19 protein-coding genes are annotated in these 19,548 nt (G+C 72.2%); 8 read left to right on the top strand and 11 right to left on the bottom strand.

What is annotated here, in order from left to right:
- The first annotated feature begins 224 nt into the window (after positions 1-224).
- On the top strand, positions 225-1,850 hold the full coding sequence (locus ACLQ27_RS05285; protein ID WP_357492604.1) for a glycoside hydrolase family 43 protein: 1,626 nt from the start codon (positions 225-227) through the stop codon (positions 1,848-1,850).
- 33 nt (positions 1,851-1,883) lie between these two features.
- Here the strand turns inward: ACLQ27_RS05285 and ACLQ27_RS05290 are convergent, their stop codons facing one another.
- Complete coding sequence (locus ACLQ27_RS05290) at positions 1,884-2,762, bottom strand: dihydrodipicolinate synthase family protein (RefSeq protein WP_425865805.1); 879 nt, start codon at positions 2,760-2,762, stop codon at positions 1,884-1,886.
- A 70-nt stretch (positions 2,763-2,832) separates the two neighbouring features.
- Between ACLQ27_RS05290 and ACLQ27_RS05295 the strand changes: the two genes are divergently transcribed.
- From ACLQ27_RS05295 to trxA, 4 genes are all read left to right on the top strand, one after another.
- Positions 2,833-3,729, top strand: coding sequence for a LysR family transcriptional regulator (locus ACLQ27_RS05295; RefSeq protein ID WP_357492608.1), 897 nt, complete (start codon positions 2,833-2,835; stop codon positions 3,727-3,729).
- 147 nt (positions 3,730-3,876) lie between these two features.
- On the top strand, positions 3,877-5,091 hold the full coding sequence (locus tag ACLQ27_RS05300) for a chitosanase (RefSeq protein ID WP_425865806.1): 1,215 nt from the start codon (positions 3,877-3,879) through the stop codon (positions 5,089-5,091).
- A gap of 133 nt (positions 5,092-5,224) precedes the next feature.
- On the top strand, positions 5,225-5,617 hold the full coding sequence (locus ACLQ27_RS05305) for a MerR family transcriptional regulator (RefSeq protein WP_234582735.1): 393 nt from the start codon (positions 5,225-5,227) through the stop codon (positions 5,615-5,617).
- Complete coding sequence (trxA, locus tag ACLQ27_RS05310; protein WP_234582734.1) at positions 5,587-5,934, top strand: thioredoxin; 348 nt, start codon at positions 5,587-5,589, stop codon at positions 5,932-5,934. The genes ACLQ27_RS05305 and trxA overlap by 31 nt, the downstream gene beginning before the upstream one ends.
- Before the next feature lie 21 nt (positions 5,935-5,955).
- Here the strand turns inward: trxA and ACLQ27_RS05315 are convergent, their stop codons facing one another.
- The 5 genes from ACLQ27_RS05315 to ACLQ27_RS05335 form a co-directional block, all read right to left on the bottom strand.
- Positions 5,956-6,396 carry a cold-shock protein gene (locus ACLQ27_RS05315; RefSeq protein ID WP_374109256.1) on the bottom strand — a complete coding sequence of 147 codons (441 nt, stop codon included), beginning with the start codon at positions 6,394-6,396 and terminating at the stop codon, positions 5,956-5,958.
- 191 nt (positions 6,397-6,587) lie between these two features.
- A complete protein-coding gene (locus tag ACLQ27_RS05320) occupies positions 6,588-7,133 on the bottom strand; it encodes a PepSY domain-containing protein (RefSeq protein WP_357574124.1) in 546 nt (181 codons plus the stop codon).
- Between the two features lie 94 nt (positions 7,134-7,227).
- Positions 7,228-7,782: a DUF5872 domain-containing protein gene (locus ACLQ27_RS05325; RefSeq protein WP_234582732.1), complete on the bottom strand. Its 555-nt coding sequence runs from the start codon at positions 7,780-7,782 to the stop codon at positions 7,228-7,230.
- Between the two features lie 28 nt (positions 7,783-7,810).
- Positions 7,811-9,100 (bottom strand): sensor histidine kinase, encoded by a 1,290-nt coding sequence (locus ACLQ27_RS05330; protein WP_357492615.1) that lies wholly within the window; start codon positions 9,098-9,100, stop codon positions 7,811-7,813.
- Complete coding sequence (locus ACLQ27_RS05335; RefSeq protein WP_357492617.1) at positions 9,097-9,780, bottom strand: response regulator transcription factor; 684 nt, start codon at positions 9,778-9,780, stop codon at positions 9,097-9,099. Before ACLQ27_RS05335 ends, ACLQ27_RS05330 begins: the two co-directional genes overlap by 4 nt.
- Before the next feature lie 103 nt (positions 9,781-9,883).
- On the opposite strand from ACLQ27_RS05335, the gene ACLQ27_RS05340 reads away from it, so the two are divergent.
- Positions 9,884-10,366 (top strand): septum formation initiator, encoded by a 483-nt coding sequence (locus tag ACLQ27_RS05340; RefSeq protein WP_357492619.1) that lies wholly within the window; start codon positions 9,884-9,886, stop codon positions 10,364-10,366.
- Positions 10,367-10,503: 137 nt separating this feature from the next.
- Here the strand turns inward: ACLQ27_RS05340 and ACLQ27_RS05345 are convergent, their stop codons facing one another.
- The 4 genes from ACLQ27_RS05345 to ACLQ27_RS05360 form a co-directional block, all read right to left on the bottom strand.
- Positions 10,504-14,439 carry a ThuA domain-containing protein gene (locus ACLQ27_RS05345; protein WP_357574127.1) on the bottom strand — a complete coding sequence of 1,312 codons (3,936 nt, stop codon included), beginning with the start codon at positions 14,437-14,439 and terminating at the stop codon, positions 10,504-10,506.
- 157 nt (positions 14,440-14,596) lie between these two features.
- Positions 14,597-15,184, bottom strand: coding sequence for a hypothetical protein (locus ACLQ27_RS05350; RefSeq protein ID WP_357574128.1), 588 nt, complete (start codon positions 15,182-15,184; stop codon positions 14,597-14,599).
- A gap of 104 nt (positions 15,185-15,288) precedes the next feature.
- Positions 15,289-15,411 (bottom strand): hypothetical protein, encoded by a 123-nt coding sequence (locus ACLQ27_RS05355; RefSeq protein WP_357574129.1) that lies wholly within the window; start codon positions 15,409-15,411, stop codon positions 15,289-15,291.
- Positions 15,412-15,435: 24 nt separating this feature from the next.
- Complete coding sequence (locus ACLQ27_RS05360) at positions 15,436-16,134, bottom strand: SDR family NAD(P)-dependent oxidoreductase (RefSeq protein WP_425865807.1); 699 nt, start codon at positions 16,132-16,134, stop codon at positions 15,436-15,438.
- A 105-nt stretch (positions 16,135-16,239) separates the two neighbouring features.
- Here ACLQ27_RS05360 and ACLQ27_RS05365 point away from each other — a divergent pair, with 105 nt between their 5' ends.
- Entirely contained in the window at positions 16,240-17,178 is a 939-nt protein-coding gene (locus tag ACLQ27_RS05365) for a helix-turn-helix transcriptional regulator (RefSeq protein ID WP_425865942.1), read from the top strand.
- A 122-nt stretch (positions 17,179-17,300) separates the two neighbouring features.
- Here ACLQ27_RS05365 and ACLQ27_RS05370 read toward each other — a convergent pair whose 3' ends face one another.
- The gene (locus tag ACLQ27_RS05370) at positions 17,301-18,269 is read right to left on the bottom strand and encodes an MBL fold metallo-hydrolase (protein ID WP_425865808.1); all 969 of its coding nucleotides are present in this window, start codon (positions 18,267-18,269) and stop codon (positions 17,301-17,303) included.
- Positions 18,270-18,519: 250 nt separating this feature from the next.
- Here ACLQ27_RS05370 and ACLQ27_RS05375 point away from each other — a divergent pair, with 250 nt between their 5' ends.
- A complete protein-coding gene (locus ACLQ27_RS05375; RefSeq protein ID WP_425865809.1) occupies positions 18,520-19,500 on the top strand; it encodes a helix-turn-helix domain-containing protein in 981 nt (326 codons plus the stop codon).
- The last annotated feature ends 48 nt before the right edge of the window (positions 19,501-19,548 follow it).

The following is a 19,548-nucleotide window of genomic DNA, read 5'->3' on the forward strand; positions in this document are numbered from 1 at the left end:
GGTGCTCGGACGCCGGCCGAGCCGGCAAGGGTTCGAACCTGGATCTCCGGAACTTTCATTGCTTCGTCGGTATTACCGATCGATGGCCGGGACGCTACGAGCAGTTCCCCCAGCGGTCAAGACCCCTGTCCTATCGCGATAAGACCGGCTACCGTACGAGGGGCTTCCAGTGATCTGGTCCCTGCAAGTTTCCGGAAGTTTCATAGCCGCACAGAGGAGCCCCCGTGTCGACCGACACCGCTGACGTGGCGACCGCTGCCTGGTCGATCCGCAACCCCGTCCTCGCCGGGTTCCACCCGGATCCGTCGATCCTGCGCGTCGGCGATGACTTCTACCTGGCCACCTCGACCTTCGAGTGGTATCCGGGGGTCCGCGTGCACCACTCGCGCGACCTCGTGAACTGGCGCCCGTTGGGCGGGATCATCACCGACCGCCGCCTGCTCGACCTTCGGGGCTGCGGCGACTCCAACGGTGTGTGGGCGCCCGACCTGACGTACCACGATGGGGAGTTCCACCTCGTCTACAGCGACGTGGCCAGCTTCGCCAGCGGTTACTGGGATCCGCAGAACTTCCTGATCACCGCACCCGACATCGCCGGCCCCTGGTCGGATCCGGTGAAACTGCACGGGCGCGGCTTCGACGCCGCCCTGTTCCACGACGACGACGGCACCAGCTGGCTGCTGAGCATGAGCGCCGACTGGCGTCCCGGCCGCGACCGCTTCGGCGGCATCGAGATCCAGCAGTACGACCGGGCGGCGCGTCGTCTCGTCGGCCGGCCCCGCATCCTGTTCACCGGCACGCCGGTCGGGGTCACCGAGGGCCCGCACCTGTACCGCCACGACGGCTGGTACTGGCTGATCACCGCCGAGGGCGGCACGAGCTGGGAGCACCAGGTCACCGTGGCGCGCTCGCGGGAGTTGTTCGGTCCGTACGAGGTGGACCCGGACGGTCCGTTGCTCACCTCCGTCGGTCGGCCGGACCTGCCGTTGCAGAAGGCCGGTCACGGCAGCCTGGTCCAGACCCCGGACGGCGGGTGGTACCTGGCCCACCTGGTCGGCCGCCCCTACTCACCGCTGGGCAACTGTGTGCTCGGCCGGGAGACGGCGATCCAGCGGGTCGAGTGGCCCTCGGGCGGTTGGCCCCGGATTCCCGGCGGGGTGCCCGCCGAGGAGGTCGCCGGGCCCGACCTGTCCCCGCATCCGTGGCCCACGGAGCCGGCGACCGACGACTTCGAGGCCGCCGAGCTGGCTTCCTGCTGGTCGACGCTGCGCCGGCCGGCCAGCGCGGACTGGATCGACCTGACGTCGCGCCCCTCGCACCTGCGGGTGCACGGTGGACAGTCACCGGTGGGTCGGCAGGCGCCGAGCCTGGTCGCGCGACGCGTCGGGGCGACGCACTGCTCGCTGGAGACAGTTGTCGAGTTCGACCCGGTCGACCACCGTCAGCTCGCCGGGATCACCGCGTACTACAACACCCTCAACTGGCATCACCTCTACCTGACCCGCGCCGACGACGGCCGTACGGTGCTGGAGCTGCTCAGCTCCGACAACGGGCGGCGCACCCCGTACCCCGAGCTGACCGTCGATGCCAGCGGCGTCGACCGGGTCGGTCTGCGGGCGGTGTTCGACGGGCCCGTGGTGCGCTTCGACTACGACCTCGGCGCGGGCTGGCAGCGGCTGCCGGTCGATCTGGACGCGACGATCCTGTCCGACGAGCACGCCGCCCTGATCATCGACGGGGAGCCGGCGGCGTGGGGCTTCACCGGGGCGTTCGTCGGCCTGTGGGTGCAGGATCTGGGCGGCGACGGGGTGTACGCCGACTTCGACCGGGCCACCTACCGGGAGCACTGACCGCGCGGACGCGGCCCGGCGGGCGCCGTCCGGTCACCTCGACGCGCTCGTCAGCTCGTCCAGGTGCCGGAGCGCCCGCCGGGCGGCGTCCGGACCGGCGGGCACCAGCGGCAGCCGTACGCCGGCCGTCGGGATGCGACCCTGCGCGTGGAGCACCGACTTGATCACTGTCGGGTTGGGTTCGGCGAACAGCGCCGCGGACAGGCCGGCGAGCCGATGGCCGAGCGCCCGCCCCCGCACGAGGTCCCCGGCCTGCCAGAGCGCGACCAGTTGGACGAAGTCCGCGGGGGCGACCTGGGCCGAGGCCACGATGGCGCCGTGCGCGCCGAGGGCGAGCAGCGGCGAGATGAGCGGGTCCTCGCCACCGAGCACGGCGAAACCGGGCCGGATGTCGGCGAGGAAGTCGACGGTGTCCCCGTCGATCCCTCCGGTGGCGTACTTGATGCCGATGACGCCGGGCAGGCCGGCGAGCTGTCGTAGGTCGTCCGGGCTGAGCTGCTGCCCCGTGCGGTACGGGACGTGGTAGACGACCAGCGGCACCGGGCTGGCCTGGGCGAGGTGGGCGAAGTGGGCGAGCACTCCCGCGCCGCCCGGCCGCAGGAACGGGGGCACCAGGCTGAGCGCCGCCGTCACCTCGGGCCGGTCGGACAGGGCGCGCAACGCCTCGACGGTGTTGGCGCCGACGAGCAGGTGCGCGCGGCGCGCACGGCAGACCGCGGACAGGACGTCGAGCACCGAGCCGCGCTCGTCGTCGCTGAGGGCGGCCGGCTCTCCCGTCGTGCCGAGAGCGACCACGCCGGCCGCGCCGGCGTCCAGGGCGTCATTCGCGAGGGCCGCCAGGGCGTCGATGGCGACGCCTCCGGCGAGGTCGAACGGGGTGATGAGCGGAACGTACAGGCCGGTCAGGGTCATGCCTCCACTCTCGGTCGACCGACCAGGAAGGTCCAGTTCCGATTGCTCGACCTATCCGTAAGCTGAGCTGATGCTTGATGTCCGCCGCCTGGTCCTGCTGCGGGACCTGGGCCGCCTCGGCACCATCGCCGCGGTCGCCCAGGCGCACGCCTACACGCCGTCGGCCGTCTCGCAGCAGCTGGCCGCCCTGCAACGGGAGGCGGGCACCCGGTTGCTGGAGCGCACCGGACGCCGGGTCAGCCTCACGTCGACCGCCACCGCGCTCGTGCAGCACACCGAGGTCATCCTCGCCGCGCTGGAGGCCGCCGACGCGACAGTGGCGGCCGCCCGAACCGGTCTGCGCGCGAGCGTACGCATCGGGGCCTTCCCCAGCGCCGTACGCACCCTGCTGCCGGCAGCCCTGGCCACGCTGGCCCGCGAGCATCCCGCGCTCGATCTCATGATCAGTGAGCTGGACCCGGTCGACATGCCGGCCGCCCTGCGGAGCCGACGGCTCGACGTCGCGCTGCTGCACGACTACGACATCGCGCCGACCCCGCCCGATCCGACGGTGGACTCGATCGCGCTGCTGCAGGAGACGGTCTTCCTCGCCGTGCCCCGCACCACCGCCGACGACACCGCCGCCGAGCCGATCAGCGCGGCTCGCGACGCGCAGTGGATCCTCGGCAGTCCCGGCACGCTCTGCCACTCGGTAGCCCTGCACGCCTGCCAGTTGGCCGGCTTCACGCCGGCGGTGCGGCATCACGCCGACGATTTCACCGCAACGCTCGCTCTCGTGGCCGCCGGTCAGGGCGTCGCCCTCATTCCGCAGCTCGCCATCGCGCAGCCCTCCCCGCAGGTCCGGCTGCTGCCGCTGGCCATGCGCCGCCGCACGCGCGTCGCCTACCGCAGGGGCGCGGGCGGCCACCCCGCGGTCCTCGCGTGCGTCTCCGCGCTGCGGGGCGCCGCCACCGCCTTCCGCGATTGATCCCGATAGTCGCCGATCGACAGTTGATCGACGTACCGCTATCTGTTAATACTGTTTCCTGAAGCTCGCGGTGCCCGCCGGGGCCGATCGCCGCGTCGGGCACCGACCGGCCGGCGGCACGCCGCCCCTTCCCCGAGGAACACCATGGTGCGCAAGAGAACAGCCGCCTACGTCGTGGGCACCCTGCTGACCGGCGTCGCGGCGGTCGGCTACGGCCTCCCGTCGGCCAGCGCCGCGACCGCCGGCCCGATCACCGGCCTCGGTGGCAAGTGCGTCGACGTCGCGGGCGCCAATCCGGCCAACGGCACGCCGGTGCAGCTCTACGACTGCAACGGCAGCGCGGCCCAGACGTGGACGGTCGGCAACAGCGACAGCTCGATCCGCGCGCTCGGCAAGTGCCTCGACGTCACCGCCGCGTCGACCGCCAACGGCGCCAAGATCCAGCTGTACGACTGCAACGGCACCGGCGCCCAGAAGTGGAGCGCCGCCAGCGGTGGCGCCCTGATCAACACCGCTTCGGGCAAGTGCCTCGACGTGACCGACCGGAGCACCGCCAACGGCGCCCGACTGCAGATCTGGACCTGCGGCGGCACCACCAACCAGCAGTGGACCCTTCCCGGCGGCGGCACCCCCACCCCCACGCCGACCGCCACGGTCCCGGCCGGCACCAACCTGGACGACCCGGCGAAGAAGGACGTCGCCATGCAGCTCGTCTCGGCGGCGGAGAACTCCTCGCTCGACTGGCGCGCGCAGTTCTCCTACATCGAGGACATCGGCGACGGCCGCGGCTACACCGCGGGCATCATCGGCTTCTGCTCCGGCACCGGAGACATGCTCGAACTGGTCCAGGCGTACACCAACACCAAGCCGGGCAACGTGCTGGCCGGCTACCTGCCGGCGCTGCGCGCCGTCAACGGCACCGCGTCGCACGCCGGCCTCGACCCCAACTTCCCCCGCGACTGGCGCACCGCAGCCAACGACTCGGTGTTCCGCGCCGCGCAGGAAGCCGAGCGGGACCGGGTCTACTTCAACCCGTCGGTCCGCGACGGCAAGAACGACGGGGTACGCGCACTCGGCCAGTTCGCCTACTACGACGCGGCGGTCATGCACGGGTACGAGGGGATGCGCCAGATCCGCAGCCGCGCCCTCGCCCGCGCGAAGCCGCCGGCCCAGGGTGGCGACGAGCGGACCTGGCTCAACGCGTTCCTCGACGAGCGGGTCATCGAGATGCGCAAGGAGGAGGCGCACTCGGACACCTCCCGCGTCGACACCGCCCAGCGGGTGTTCCTCAACAACGGCAACTTCAACCTGAACACGCCACTGACGTTCGCCGTCTACGGCGAGCAGTTCCGCATCGGCTAGTACCCCCACGGCACACGCACCGACGCTCAGGGCGCTGCACCGCGGCGCCCTGAGCCGTGCCCGGGCACGACCCTTGCCTTGACGCTGACGACAAGGTTTAGCGTGGTCACGACGGGCTGGGCGAGGAGGTTCGATGCTGATCGGCGAGCTGGCTGAACGGGCCGGCACGAGCACCCGGACGCTGCGCTACTACGAGGCGCACGGGTTGGTACGCCCGCAGCGCTCGGCCAACGGCTACCGCGTCTACGACGAGGCGGAGCTGCGGGTCGTCCGGGAGATCCGGGCGCTGCTCGACGTCGGCTTCGGCCTCGACGACGTCCGACCGTTCGTCGCCTGCCTGCGCGCCGGCAACGCGTCCGGCGATGTCTGCCCGGACTCCGTGCTGGTGCTGCGGCGCAAGCTCGCCGAGGTCGACGACTACCTCGATCGGCTCACCGCGGTCCGTCAGCAGTTACGCACCCAGCTCACCCACGCCATCGCGCACCGGGAGAAGACATGCCCCAGGAAACGACAGTCCGCCCCCTGACCACCGTCACCGACGCCACGTTCGCCGAGCTGGTGCTGGCCAGTGACCGGCCCGTCGTGGTCGACTTCTGGGCCGAGTGGTGCCCGCCCTGCAAGATGATCGAGAAGAGCCTCGTCGAGCTGGCGCAGGAGTTCGGCGACCGCATGACCATCGCCAAGCTCAACTCCGACGACAACCCGCAGACCACGCGCCGCTACGCGGTCATGTCGCTGCCGACGCTGCTGGTGTTCCGTCGGGGCGAGGTCGTCGGCTCGGTCGTCGGCTCCCGGCCGAAGCTCCACCTGCGGCAGAGCCTGACCCTGCACGCCGGCCTCTGACCGCCGTGCCGGATCACCGGCTCAGCTCTCGACCCAGCCGTGTGATCTGGCGTGGTCGACAAGCGACTGTCGGATCGCGGAGAGCTGGGCCCCGGTCAGCGTCGGCACCCGCTCGATCAGCAACTCCGTCACCTCGTACGTGAACTCGCGCGGCGACAGCACGTCGCACATCCCGTCGTCCTCGCCGGCCAGCCCGGTCCGGCTCGGTGTGACGGTCGGCGCCCGTTCCGGCCGGGAGACCCCGACCGGCTCGATGATCCGCAGGGACGCCACCTTCAGACCGCGCTCACCGGCCTCCACCTCGTACTCGACGCGCATGCCGGGATGCACGAGATGCCGCTGCTCGCCGAAGTCGTTCGCGTGGACGAAGATGTCCTCTCCACCCTTCGACGGCGCGATGAACCCGTAACCACGGGCGTCGTCGAACCGGATGACCTTACCTACCGCACCCACCGCCACCACCCACTCCACCACTGGACCAGGCCCCCGACCCGGCTCGCACACGGTCTGCCAACGGTACCGGAGCACAGTGGGTGGCCCGTGGTGAGCGATCTCGTCCGATCGGACGATCCGAGTCAGTGGTGGCACCGGCCCGGTACGCGGCGACGCCCCGACCGCTGTGACTGATGCGGTCGGGGCGTCGCCAGTCCTGGTCAGTCGTCGTCGCCGGAGTCGTCGTCATCGTCGTCGGACTTGTCGCCCTTGTCGTCCGACCGGTCGCCCTTGTCGTCGTCGTCGACCGGCTCCTGCTCGGCCTTGATCACCGAGCCGTTGTCCCGGTCGACGTCCACCTCGTGCTCGGTGTCGCCGGCGACGATCTCGACGCTCCACACCGGGCGACCGTTCTCCTGCTCGGCCTCGACCTCGACGATCTGGCCGCCACCGGCCCTGGCGAGCGCGATCTCACCGGCGCGCTGCGCGTCGACCGCGCTGCCCGTCGGCGCGGTGCCGGCGGACGGCGTGCCGCTCGACGGCGTACCCGACGGGGTTGCGGCCGACGGCGTGCCGCTGGCTCCCGGCGCGACAGCGGTGGCGCTGTCGTCCGGCGCGTCCGTGCCCGTCGGCGCGATGGTCGCCGCGGCGAGCGCCGTGTCGCCGCCCCGCGTGTCGTTCGCGGCGGCGACGCCCAGCGCGATCCCGGCCACGGCCAGCACCGCCGAACCGCCGACCGTCGCCAGAAGCAGATTGGTGCGCTTCATCGTGGTGTCCACCTCTCCTCGGTTGTCGACTCCGAGGATCGGTCGGATCGCGATAGCACCGCGCTGTCCGGACCCTAAGGCCGGGTTAAGTCCCTCAGCCGCGTCGGTGGAGTTCCGCTTCGAGCCGCTGGACGAGCGTCTTGCGGTCCTTGCCGGCGTGCTCGTTGCGCAGGGCCGTTCTGAGCTGCCGCGTGTCGAGTCCACGGACCAGCTTGCTGGCCTCGGCGACCGACATCTCCGACATCCGGCCGGCGGTGGTGGCGTCCCGACGTGCCTTCTTCGCCGGCCCGGTGTTGGCGACGTACTGCCTGCCGGTGCGGGAGGCCTCCCGCTTCTTGGTGTCGGTCGCGCGCTTCTGGCTCTCCGACATCTCGTCCCAGGCCTTCTTGGGCAGGTAGCGGCTCGTCGTGCCGTCCTTGCGCGCACGGGTGTCGCCCTCTTTGGTCTGCCACTTCTCGTTGCCCCAGCGCTGGAGCGCTTTCTGCCGCTCGTCCTTTTCGCCCAGGAAACCGCCGCCGCGCTTCTTGTACTCCTGGGTGACCAGCTGTGACTTGCGCGCCGACCACTGTCCCGGCCGGCCGCCCTTGTCGGACGCCTTGATCTCTTCCTTGATCTGCTCTCTGAGCTCGGGTTTCGTATACCGCGCCATGGGTGGCAGCTACCCGGCACCGCAGCGGCTATGCCTCTCGACGCGACGTCGGCGGGCCGAGCCGGAGCAGCACCTGCGCCCCGCCCTGCGGACCGGACCGCAGCTCCAGCCGACCGCCGCCGGCCTGCGCGGCGCGGCGGGCGATGTCCAGGCCGAGCCCGGTCGACCCGGCCGCGCTGGCACCCCGCCGGACCGCGCCCGACGGCATGCCCGGTCCCTCGTCGGCGACGGTGAGCAGCACCTCGCCGTCGTCGCGCGCGAGCCGGACGGTGAAGGGTGTGCCGTCGGGGGTGTGCGCGAAGACGTTGCCGAGCAGGGCGTCCACGGCGGCCGTCAGATCGTCGGCGGGCACCCCGACGGTGAGGGGGCCGGGGGTCAGGTCGAGGTGCACGGCCCGACCGGTGTCCTCGGCCAGCACCGACCAGAACGCCACCCGGTCCGCGACGATCGCCGCGGCATCCGACGCGGCCGTCCCCGTCGTCGGCACGCGACGCCAGCGGGCCTGCTGGATCAGACCGGTGACCGCCCGTTCGAGCCCGTCGGCGGCGGCGGCGATCCGGGCCGCGTCGTCCGGGTCACGCAGCGACTCCGCCTCCAGCCGCAGCGCCGTCAGCGGCGTCCGCAGTCGGTGCGACAGGTCGGCGACCTGCTCGCGCTCCTGCACCAGGAGAACCTGGATCCGGGCCGCCAGGTGGTTGAGAGCACCGGCCACCTCACGCAGCTCCGCCGGGCCGGCGGGCGTGACCCGGGCGTCCAGCTCGGCGTTCGCCAGCCGGTGCGACACGGCGGAGAGGTCGCTGATCGGCCGCACCAGCCTGCGCGCCAGCCGATCAGCGACCGCCAACCCGATCAGCACCAGCACCACACCCAGCAGCGCCAGCACCAGCCAGGCCCGGGTCACCCCGGCGGTCAACTCCTGCCGCGGCACCACGATGCGGATCACGCCGGTGCCGTCCGCCCGGCCCTGCACGGCGATGACCACCTCCCGGCCGGCCGCCGACTCCCCGGTGAGGCTCTGGCCGCGCGCCGCCAGCGCCACCGCGGGCGTACGGGGTGCCTGGGCGCCGAGCACCGTGCCGTCGGGCAGGAAGACGCTCACCTGTCGACCGGACTCCGCGGCGAGCTGCTCGACGGTGAGCCGGATGGTCGACGCGTCGGCGGTGCCGACCACCGGCACGAGGCTCTGCGCGTCGGCGGTGGCCCGCACGGTGGCCCGGTCCTGGGCGACGGTGCGGACCAGCAGCGCCAGCGGCACCAGGAAGGCGACGAGCGTGAGCACGCTGACCGCCGCGACCAGCAGCGCGAGCCGCGCCCTCACGGCGCCTCCAGTCGCACTCCGACGCCGCGCACGGTGTGCAGGTAGCGGGGCTGTTGGGCGCTCTCCCCCAGCTTGCGGCGCAGCCAGGACAGGTGCACGTCGACAGTCTTGTCGGCGCCGCCGTACGGGATCTGCCAGACCTGGGTGAGCAGCTCGCGTTTGGTGACCACCTGGCCGGGCCGGCCGGCCAGGTGGTGCAGCAGGTCGAACTCGCGCGGCGTCAGCTCCACCGGCGTGCCGTCCAGGGTGACCTGCCGGGACCGGGGGTCGATACGCAGCCCGCCCACGACGAGGGACGGGTCCTGCGGGTCGGCGCTGGTGGGGCCTCGTCGCAGCACCGCTCGGGCGCGGGCGTCGAGCTGCGCGGCGGTGAACGGCTTGACCACGTAGTCGTCGGCGCCCGCGTCGAGGACCCGGACGATCTCGGTCTCGTCGTCGCGGGCGGTGGCGACGATGACCGGCACCGAGCTGACCGCGCGCAGCATCCGCAGCAGCTCGCGTCCGTCCAGGTCGGGCAGGCCCAGGTCGAGCACGACCAGGTCGGGTCGGTCCTCCAGCGCGTCGCGCAGCCCGGCCATCGCGGTCGAGGCCGCGGCCACCGCATGGCCGCGTTCCCGCAGTGCCCGAATCAGCGGCGTACGGATCGTCAGGTCGTCCTCGATGAGCAGCAGGCGGGCCACAGCAGGCAGGCTAGCCGCTGCCGGTGCCGGCGGGACGCACGTTAACCGTGCCTTAGCCTCCGGATGTGCTGCCGACAACCACCGATCGGGGATAGTCGGTGGCATGAGCCGTCGTTCTGTCCTCGTCGCCGCCGGTTGGGTGGCCACGGTCGCCGTGGCGACAGTGATCGGGCTCGGCGCGATCCGGCTGGTCGGCGAGAGCATCACCGGCACCCCGGGCGGGATACGCAGCGAGGCGGAGATCGAACGGGCGCTCGCCTCGCCGGAGCCGGTGCCCACCGGCAGCACGGGCACCGGCCCGGCCGCACCCGGCACCGCGTCACCCGGCCCCGGCACCGCGAGCGCCGCGTCACCGAACCCCGGGGTCCGCCGCAGTTTCGCCACCGGCGGCGGCACGGCCGTGGCCGAGTGCGGCCCCGCCGGCGTACGCCTCGTCTCCTGGGCGCCCGCACAGGGCTATCGGGTGCACGAGGTGGACCGGGGCCCGGACGACGACGTCGAGGTCACGTTCGAGGGTGCGGCCGGCAGGCACGAGTTGAAGGTCCGGTGCATCGGCGCCGAGCCGGTGGCCGTCGCCGACGACTAGCGGGCCCCGCACCGTGCACCGGGCTGCTTGTCGAACCCCCGGTGGGCGTTCGACAAGCAGCCCGACCCGAAGTCCAGCAGCTGAGCGACGGGCGTGGCCGGCAGGGGATGCCGTGCCGGCCACGTCGTCGCTGTGGTTCAGCTGCTGTACGCCTCCACCTCCCAGAGCGAGTGGCCGTAGCCGGTCCCCCGGGCCGTGCCGTAGATGCGCAGGTAACGGCCGTTGGCGCCGAGGCCGCTGTGCTCGTCCACGCCACCGTCGGCGCCGGTAACCGTCTTCACCGTGGTCCAGGTGGTGCCGTCGTTCGAGGTCTGGATCTGGTACGCGCTGCTGTACGCCGCCTCCCAGCTCAGCTTGACCCGACCGATGGCGGTCGGGCTGCCGAGGTCGACGCGGATCCACTGCGGGTCGGAGAACGTGCTCGACCAGCGGGTGGTGAGACTGCCGTCGACCGCCTGCGCGCCGGTCACGTCGGCCCCCTCGGTGCTGGACGTCGTCGTCGGCTTGTTCAGCAGCAGGTTGCCGCCGGTCGGGCCGCCGGCGCTCCCGTACACCTCGAACTCGTAGAGCGAGTAGCCCCACGCCGTGCCGCGGGTGGTGCCGAGGAGCCGGACGTACCTGCCGGAGCCGGTGAGCCCGGTCAGGTCGTCCACCCCGCCGTCGCCGCCGGTCACCGTCCGGACCGTGGTGAAGGTGACCCCGTCCGTCGAGGTCTGGATCTGGTACCCGCTGCCGTACGCCGCCTCCCAGGTCAGCTTGACCCGGCTGAGGGCGTACGTGGCACCCAGGTCGACGTCGATCCACTGTGGATCGCCGAAGGCGCTGCCCCAGCGGGTGCCGGCCACGCCGTCGAACGCGTTCGCCGCGACGAAGGCGCCCTCGTAGCTGGATGCCCGCGCCGGCTTTCCCTTGGCCAGGTTGGTGCCGGGGTCCGGGTCGGGGTCCGGGTCCGGCCCGGGACCGCCGGGGCTGGTGGAGAGGGTGAACTCGTCGATGTCGAACCACGGCCCGGCACCCTTGAAGACCAGGTACAGGGTGCGGGTGCCGGTCGGCGCGGTGACCCCGCCGGTGACCGTGGCGAAATTGGCGTACCCGCCGGTGGGTGTGACAGTCGCCGAGCCCACCAGCGGCCCGGTGGGCGAGTCGACGCGCAGTTCCAGCGTCCCGCCGCCGCCGGCCGGGGCGCCGACCCGTGCGCTGAACGACTGGATGCCGGTCAGGTTGTAGGGGCGGAACGAGATCCAGTCGTTGTTGTCGACGTAGCCGACCGCCGCGCCGCCGTGCCCGGCCGCCCCGGCGACGATCTGGACACCCGAGGAGTCGCCGAAGTGCTCGGCCTGGCGCACCCGCGGTTGCAGCACGGCCTGGGTGTGCGTGGTCAGCGCCGGTTGGCCGCCGCCGCCCAGATCCGTGTACTCGGCGTCGATGATGCCGAAGATGTTCGCCGCCGTGTCGTGCTCGCCGTCGGCCGAGGTCTGGATGACCCCGGTGCAGCCCTGCACGCTGCCGAGCTGGTGGCCGTGCGAGTCGTGACCGAGGACGTAGTTCACCTTGACCCGGGCGCAGTTGATCGCGCCGTCCTGTGCGTCGGTGACGGTGACGCTGAACGGCACCGCGTCGCCGAAGGTGAAGGTCTGCCCGTTCAACGGGGTGTTGACGGTGACGACCGGGGCGCTGTTGCCGACGGTGACGACCACGCTCGCGGTGGCGGTCTTGCCGGTGGTGTCCCGGACCGTCAGGGTCGGGCTGCGGGTCCCGTTGGTGGTGTACGTGAAGCTCGGGTTCGGCGCGGTCGAGTCGGTGGTGCCGTTGTTGTCGAAGTCCCAGGCGTAGGTGAACGGGTCGCCGTCCGGGTCGAGGGTGCCGGCCGAGGAGAAGGCGACGGTCAGCGGCGCGGTGCCGCTGGTCGGGGTGGCGGTGACCTTCGCGACGGGCGCCCTGCCCTCGCGGGCGTACTCGATGCGGTAGAGCGCCGAGTTGGCGTCGCCGTTGAACCAGCCGGTGCCGTAGTCGAGCACGTAGAGCGCGCCGTCCGGGCCGAATTCCATGTCCATGACCTGCGTGCCGGTCCACGGGAACGGGTTGATCTTCAGTGGCTGGCCGGTCGCGTCGAGCTTGACGTTCTTGATCCAGCGGCGGCCGAACTCACCGGCGAAGAAGGTGCCGTCGTAGTACTGCGGGAACGCCACGGCGGAGGTGTTGTTCGGGTCGTACCGGTAGACCGGTCCGGCCATCGGTGACAGCCCACCGCCGGTGAACTCCGGCGGGGAGCCCGAACCGCCGTATGGCAGCCAGGCCGGGACGGCCGGCGGCAGCTGGGTGATGCCCGTGTTGTTGGGCGAGTTGTTGACCGGCCCACCCGCGCAGTCGAACTTCGGCCCGGACGGCCCGGACGGGAACGTGTAGTCGTTGTAGGCGTCGTTGCGGGCGGTGCAGTACGGCCAGCCGTAGAAACCGGGCCTGTCGATCCGGGCGAACTCCACGTTGCCCGCCGGCCCCCGGTTCGGGTCGGCGGTGCCCGCGTCGGGGCCGTAGTCACCGAGGTAGACAACGCCGGTGGCCTTGTCCACGCTCATCCGGAACGGGTTGCGGAACCCCATCGCGTAGATCTCCGGGCGGGTCCGCGCGGTGCCGGGCGCGAACATGTTGCCGGCCGGGACGGTGTACCCGCCGGCCGCGCCCGGCTTGATGCGCAGCACCTTGCCGCGCAGGTCGTTGCTGTTCGCCGCCGTGCGCTGGGCGTCGAAGGCCGGGTTACGACCGGCCCGCTCGTCGATGGGGGTGAACCCGGCCGAGTCGAACGGGTTGGTGTCGTCGCCGGTGGACAGGTACAGGTTGCCGGCCGCGTCGAAGTCCATGTCGCCGCCGACGTGGCAGCACATGCCCCGGCTGGTGGGCACGTTGAGGATCAGCGTCTCGCTGGCCAGGTTGATGGTGTTGTCCGCGTTCACGGTGAAGCGGGACAACCGGTTGACGCCGTCCCAGACGGCGAAGTCGGCAGGTGTGCCGGTGGCCGGGGCGCCACCGCCGGGTGTGCTCAACGGGGGCGCGTAGTAGGCGTACACCCAGCGGTTGGTGGCGAAGTTCGGGTCGGCCTTGATGCCCTGCAGGCCCTCCTCGTCGCCGGTGTAGACGGCCAGCGTGGCGGCGATCTTGGTGTTGCCGGCCGCGTCGGTGTGCCGGATCACGCCGTCGCGCGAGGTGTGCAGCACGCCCCGGTCGGGCAGGACGGTGAGGCTCATCGGCTCGCCGGTCTCGGCAGCCCCCTTGGCCAGCTCCACCTGCTGGAAGTTGGTGGTGACGGTGGGACCGCAGTCGGCGTCGACCGCCCCGGCCGCGGTCTGGATGCCGCCGAGCAGGTGCTGACGGAAGGCCGAGTCGGTGTACGAGGCGTCGGTGTGGCCGAGGCCGGTGTACCAGGCCCGCCCGCCGGAGTAGTTCTGGCACCAGGAGATCGGGTGGTCGTACCCCATGCTGCCGCCGGTGTAGGTGCTCTCGTCCAGGGTGGCCAGCACGTGCACGTTGCCCCGGGGGTTGGCGCGGTAGTTGTACAGCTCGTCGAACCGGCTCCACCGCTGCGGCAGCGCCCGGGTGGACGGGTGCGCCTGGTCGGCGACCGTGACGGTGGCGGTCTGCTCGGCCGGGTGCGAGGCGAAGTACGCGCCGACGAGCCCGCCGTACCAGGGCCAGTCGTATTCGGTGTCGGAGGCGGAGTGCACGCCCACGTACCCGCCGCCGCCGGTGATGTAGCGCTCGAACGCCGCCTGCTGTGCGGCGTTGAGCACGTCGCCGGTGGTGGACAGCCAGATCACCGCCGCGAACCGGTCCAGGTTGGCGTCGGTGAACTGGGCGGCGTCCTCGGTGGCCTCGACGGTGAACCCGTTGGCGGCGCCGAGCTGCTGGATCGCGGTGATGCCGGGGGTGATGGATCCGTGTCGGAATCCGGCGGTCTTGCTGAAGACCAGCACGGTGAACGGCGCGGCGCTGGCCGCGGGTGGGGTGGCGACGACGCCGCCCACCACGAGGATCGCGCTCAGCGCAGCGCCGAACCACGCTCTCAGGGATCTGCGCACGGGTAGGTCCTTTCGCGGATGCGGGACGACGTGCGCCGATCACGCCGGGTGGTGGTGTCCATGCATCGTTGCGGCTCGATACCCGGCGCGTCAAGGGTTCTCGCGCCATCCGTGAGAGCGTTATCTCCGCAGCTCACAGCGACTCTCAGCGGAAAGATCAGATTACGGTTTCCACGCCGGCTCGCGACCCTCGCAGCGCCGGCAGCGCCGGCGCGAGCGCCACCAGCATGCACAGCCCGCCCAGGGGCAGCAGGTCGAGCGTGACGGCCGGCAGGACGATGCCCACGAGCAGCACGGCGACGCTCCACCACGGCAGCCGCCGGCGGGCGGCGAGCAGGCCCGCCAGGACGACCAGACCGAGGAAGAACAGCTGCGGTACGACGTCGTAGAAGACCACCTCGACACCGGGGACGTCCTTGAAGTCCGCCCCGAGCGCCGACATCTCCGCCCGGTCGGCGGCCAGCAGCCCTTCGACGATGTCCGCCCCGAACTGCACCATCGTGGCGGCGAGCCCGACCAGCGTGACAGCCACCACCGCCGTGCGCCACGGGCTGCGGCGCAGCAGGCCGGCCAGGGCCAGGACCACCGGCACGAAGCACACCATGCCCGCAAGGCCGATCAGGTGCGCCGCCTGCCAGTCGAACCCCGGGCCGTACGTCCCGTCGGACTTTCCCCACAGGCGTACGAGCCCGTAACCCACGATGCAGGCCGGCCCGGCGATGACGAAGAATGCGGCGCGTCTCATGGCAGCCATCGTCAGGTGGGCGGCACTCGGTTGGCCTCCGGGCGCAGCCCCGGTGCGGCCCCGGTTTCCACCTCAGGTCTTCCACCGAGCAACCCTGATCCCCGTCACGCCGGTGACGGCGGATCATCGGCGCCAAGCCGGTGGCTGACCAGCGTGTCGGCCCCGCCGACGAGGCCGAGCACCACGGCGGCCAGGACCAGCCCCGCCAGGCCGGGCAGGCGGGCCACAGCAGGCAGGCTAACCGTTCGTCGTCAGGACCATGCGATCTCACCGTGACGGTCGACGAAGCGGCCCGAGCGATGGCCGGGCCCCTCCGTGGCGAGGATGACGATGGCGTCCGTGCCCTCGGTGACGGTCTGTGGCCCGCTGTGGCCGTTGAGGTCCGTGGCGGTGTAACCGGGGTCGGCGGCGTTGATGCGCACGTCTGTCAGCGCCTTGGCGTACTGGGTGGTCAGCATGGTCAGCGCCGCCTTCGACGAGGTGTAGACCGGGGCGATGACGCCCGACTCGGCCCGCGACGGGTCGTGCGTGGCCAACAGGGAGCCCATCGCGCTGCTCACGTTGATGATCACGGGGTCGGTCGAGCGGCGCAGCAGCGGCAGGAAGGAGGTGGTCGTCCGCACCACGCCGACGAGGTTGACGTTGAGGACGTCGAGCAGGACGTCGCCGGTCAGGTGGCTCGGGTCGCCGAACGGCCCGTGGACGCCGGCGTTGTTGACCAGTACGTCGATGTGGCCCTCGTGCCTCTCGACATCGGCGGCGGCAGCGGCGACGGATTCGTCGTCGGTGACGTCGATCTGCACGAACCGCGCGCCGAGGGTGTCGGCCGTCGCGGCGCCGGCCTCGGGGTCACGCGCCCCGACGAGAACGGTGTGACCCAGGCCGATGAGGCGGCGGGCTGTCTCGCGGCCGAGGCCCTTGTTGGCTCCGGTGATGAAGGTGATCGTCATGCGGTCCATCGTTTGCCGTGGCGCATCGCCGTGCCAGAGACGTCACAACGGTAGGACAAGCGATACCACCCTCATGGCCAGGGTGTGCGTGACAATCGAGACGTGATGACGCAGGCCGCGGGGCTGGGGGCGACGATCCGCGCCTGGCGTGACCGCCTGTCGCCGGCCACCACGGGTCTGCCCGCCGGCCGTGGGCGCCGGGCCGCCGGACTGCGACGGGAGGAACTGGCCGAGCTGGCCGGCGTCTCGGTCGACTACATCGTGCGACTGGAGCAGGGCCGGGCGACCACACCCTCGGCGCAGGTCACCGCCGCGCTCGCCCGCGCCCTCCAGCTGACCACCGCCGAGCGCGACCACCTGTTCCGGTTGGCTCACCTCGCTCCCCCGGCGGCGGACCAGATCTCCGACCACATCCCGCCGGGTGTGCAGCGGGTGGTCGGTCGCCTCGGTGACGCCGCCGTCGCCGTCTTCGCCGCCGACTGGCAGGTGATCTGGTGGAACCGGAGCTGGGCCGCGCTGCTGGGGGATCCGTCGGCGTCCCCGCCGGGCCTGCGCAACTTCGCCCGCGACACCTTCCCGGTGACCTCCGACGGGCCGGCCATGTCGCGCTGGCCGGTGATCTCACTGGACGCCGACGCCACGAGCGCCGCAGTCGTCTCCGACCTCCGGCGTGCCACCGGCCGGTTTCCACACGACAGACGTCTGGCGAAGCTCATCCGCGACCTCACCGAGGGCAACGATCGGTTCGCCGAGTTGTGGGCCGCCGGGACGGTAGCCGCACACCGCGAAGACCGCAAGATCGTCAAGCACCCGTCGGTCGGTGCCGTCACTGTCGACTGCGACGTTCTGACCGACGGCGACGCCGAGCTGAAGATCGTGATCCTCACCGCGGCGCCCGGCACCAGGGACGAGGCCAGCATGCGCCTCGCCGCGGTGGCCGGGGTGGCCAGCCCGCCCGAGTCCGTTGGTGAGGCCGCCCGGCACGGCCTGCGTCAACCCCCCGCCACGGCACCGCCGGGCGCGAGGGCGGACGGTCGAGCATGACTCCGCGTTGTTGTCCACTGTGACCAGTTGTCATGCTCGCCAACCCTGAATGACGAGCCATCGATGTGTGGACCCGGGTGCGACGGTCCAGACACGGACCGCGAGTATCTGGGCAGGCAGGCTCAGTCGACGCCGATCCACGGCCGGGTCAGGTGGGCGGTCGCCAACACGGCACCCCGGGCGCGCGCTTCGGCCAGCACCCACTCCCGGCTGCGCCGGGCCGCCACCGGATCCGCCTCGAACCGGTAGCCCACGGCCGGGTCGACCAGCTGCACCGCGTGCACCAGGACGTCACCGGTGACGATGAGCTGGCGACCGCCCCCGTCCACGATCACCGACTGGTGACCCGGGGTGTGACCTGGCGTCGGCACCACCCCGACCCAGCCGCCCGCCCCCCGCCCCACGGTGGCAAGGCGGGCCACGCCGTCGGCCTCGTCGAGCTGACCGGTCGCCCGCAGCGGGTCGACCACGTACGTCCTGGCGGTCTGGCCGGCACCCAGGGCTGCCACCTCCCGCCGCTGCACCACGTACCGCGCGTTGGGGAACACAGGCGTGCCGTCCGGCATCACCGACCACCCGAAGTGGTCCTCGTGCAGGTGGGTCAGGACCACTGTGTCGACGTCGGCCGGGTCGATGCCGGCGAGACCGAGCTCGGTGGGCAACCGGCCCGGCACCGGCGCCCAGGCCGCGGCCGGGCTGTCCGCGGGGCCGACCCCGGCGTCGACAAGCGTCAACCGGTCCCGGGGGCCGCGGATGGCGTAGCAGCGGAAGTCCAGCTGCCACGTCTGTCCCGGGCCGAACGCGTCAGGGTCGACGGCCCGTGCCAGCTCCCAGTCTCCCGGCGTCGCCTCGGGAAACGCCGACTGCCGGTCGAGGAAGAACGGCCCCGACGCGTCCAGCAGGGGCGTCACCTCGAACGGGCCGACCGGCCGCCCGGCCCTCGGTCGGCCGGCGTGGCGCACCTCGCGGTCCCGGGTGGGTACGCGGCCGGCGCTCGCCGGGTCGGCGACGCTCAACGCGCCCGCCACGGTCACCGCCGTCGCGGCGAGCAGGAAGCGCCTGCGGCCGAACTCCGCGGTTGCCTCACACATGGGTGACTACCCTTCGTCGCAGGTCATCGGGAGGGCCGAATCGGTCCCCTCCGGGGGTTCGGCGACGACGTTAGGGCGGACCCGACCGGGTGCGCCCCGCCCGCGACGGCACTGACCTGATCCTGTCGACGGCTGTCCGGATCGGACCGCCGGTAGGGCCGGGCCCCGTTTCTAGAATCGGTTGGGTGCCGCGCCGCGCTTCGGTGCCGATCCGGGAGGGCCGCGCGGCCGAGGAGGCGGGGGGTCTGCGATGGCGGTCGACGGGCCGAGCGTGGCGATGCTGGCGTACCCGGGGGCGGGCAGCTTCGACTACGTCACGGTCAACGAGATCTTCGGGGTGGACTACTCGTACCGGTTCGGCTCGTGGTACCGGACCAGAACCTGCGCCATCGACGCGGGGCAGGTCGAACTGGACGGCGGGGTGACCGTGTCCGCCCCGTACGGGCTGACCGAGGCGGAGGCCGCCGACCTGCTCGTGGTACCGGGCTGGACGAGGGAGCACGAGGTGCCGCCCCAGCCGTTGCTGGCCACCGTGCGGCGGGCACACCGGCGCGGGGCACGCATCATGTCGATCTGCACGGGTGCCTTCATCCTCGGCCACGCCGGTCTCCTCGACCACCGGCGGGTCACCACGCACTGGGCGACAGCGCCGCTGCTGGCGGCGCTCTTCCCCGCCGCGACTGTGGACCCGCGAGCGCTGTTCGTCGACGACCGCGGGGTCCTCACCGCCGCCGGCATGTCCGCCGGCATGGACCTCGCCCTGCACGTGGTACGCGGGGACTACGGCGCGGACGCGGCCGCCGCGCTCGCCCGCCGTCTGGTGCTCGCCGGCTACCGCAGCGGCGGTCAGGCCCAGTTCGTCGACGCGCCGCTCGGATCCCCGCCCGGCGACCCGCTACCGGAGCTGCTGGAGTGGATGCGCGGGCACCTGCACCAGCCGTTGTCGCTGCGGTCGCTGGGCGAACGGGTGCACATGAGTCCGCGTACCCTGGCCCGGCACTTCCACCGACTCACCGGGATGAGCGCACACCAGTGGCTCACTCGGGAGCGGGTGCTCGCCGCCCAGCGCATGCTGGAGGCCGGCGACGAGCCGATCGGCCGGATCGCCACGCGGACCGGGATCGGCTCGACCGCCAACCTTCGGCACACCTTCCGGCGCGAGCTGGGGGTATCGCCCCAGGCGTACCGCGCCCGCTTCCGTGCCCGCCGCGCTCCGACCGGGACCGCGTGAGCGCCTGTGGAGGCCGGCCCGGCCGGAGGCCGCAGAGTGGACGACGCC

The organism is Micromonospora sp. DT63, assembly GCF_049841615.1.
GTDB lineage: Bacteria > Actinomycetota > Actinomycetes > Mycobacteriales > Micromonosporaceae > Micromonospora.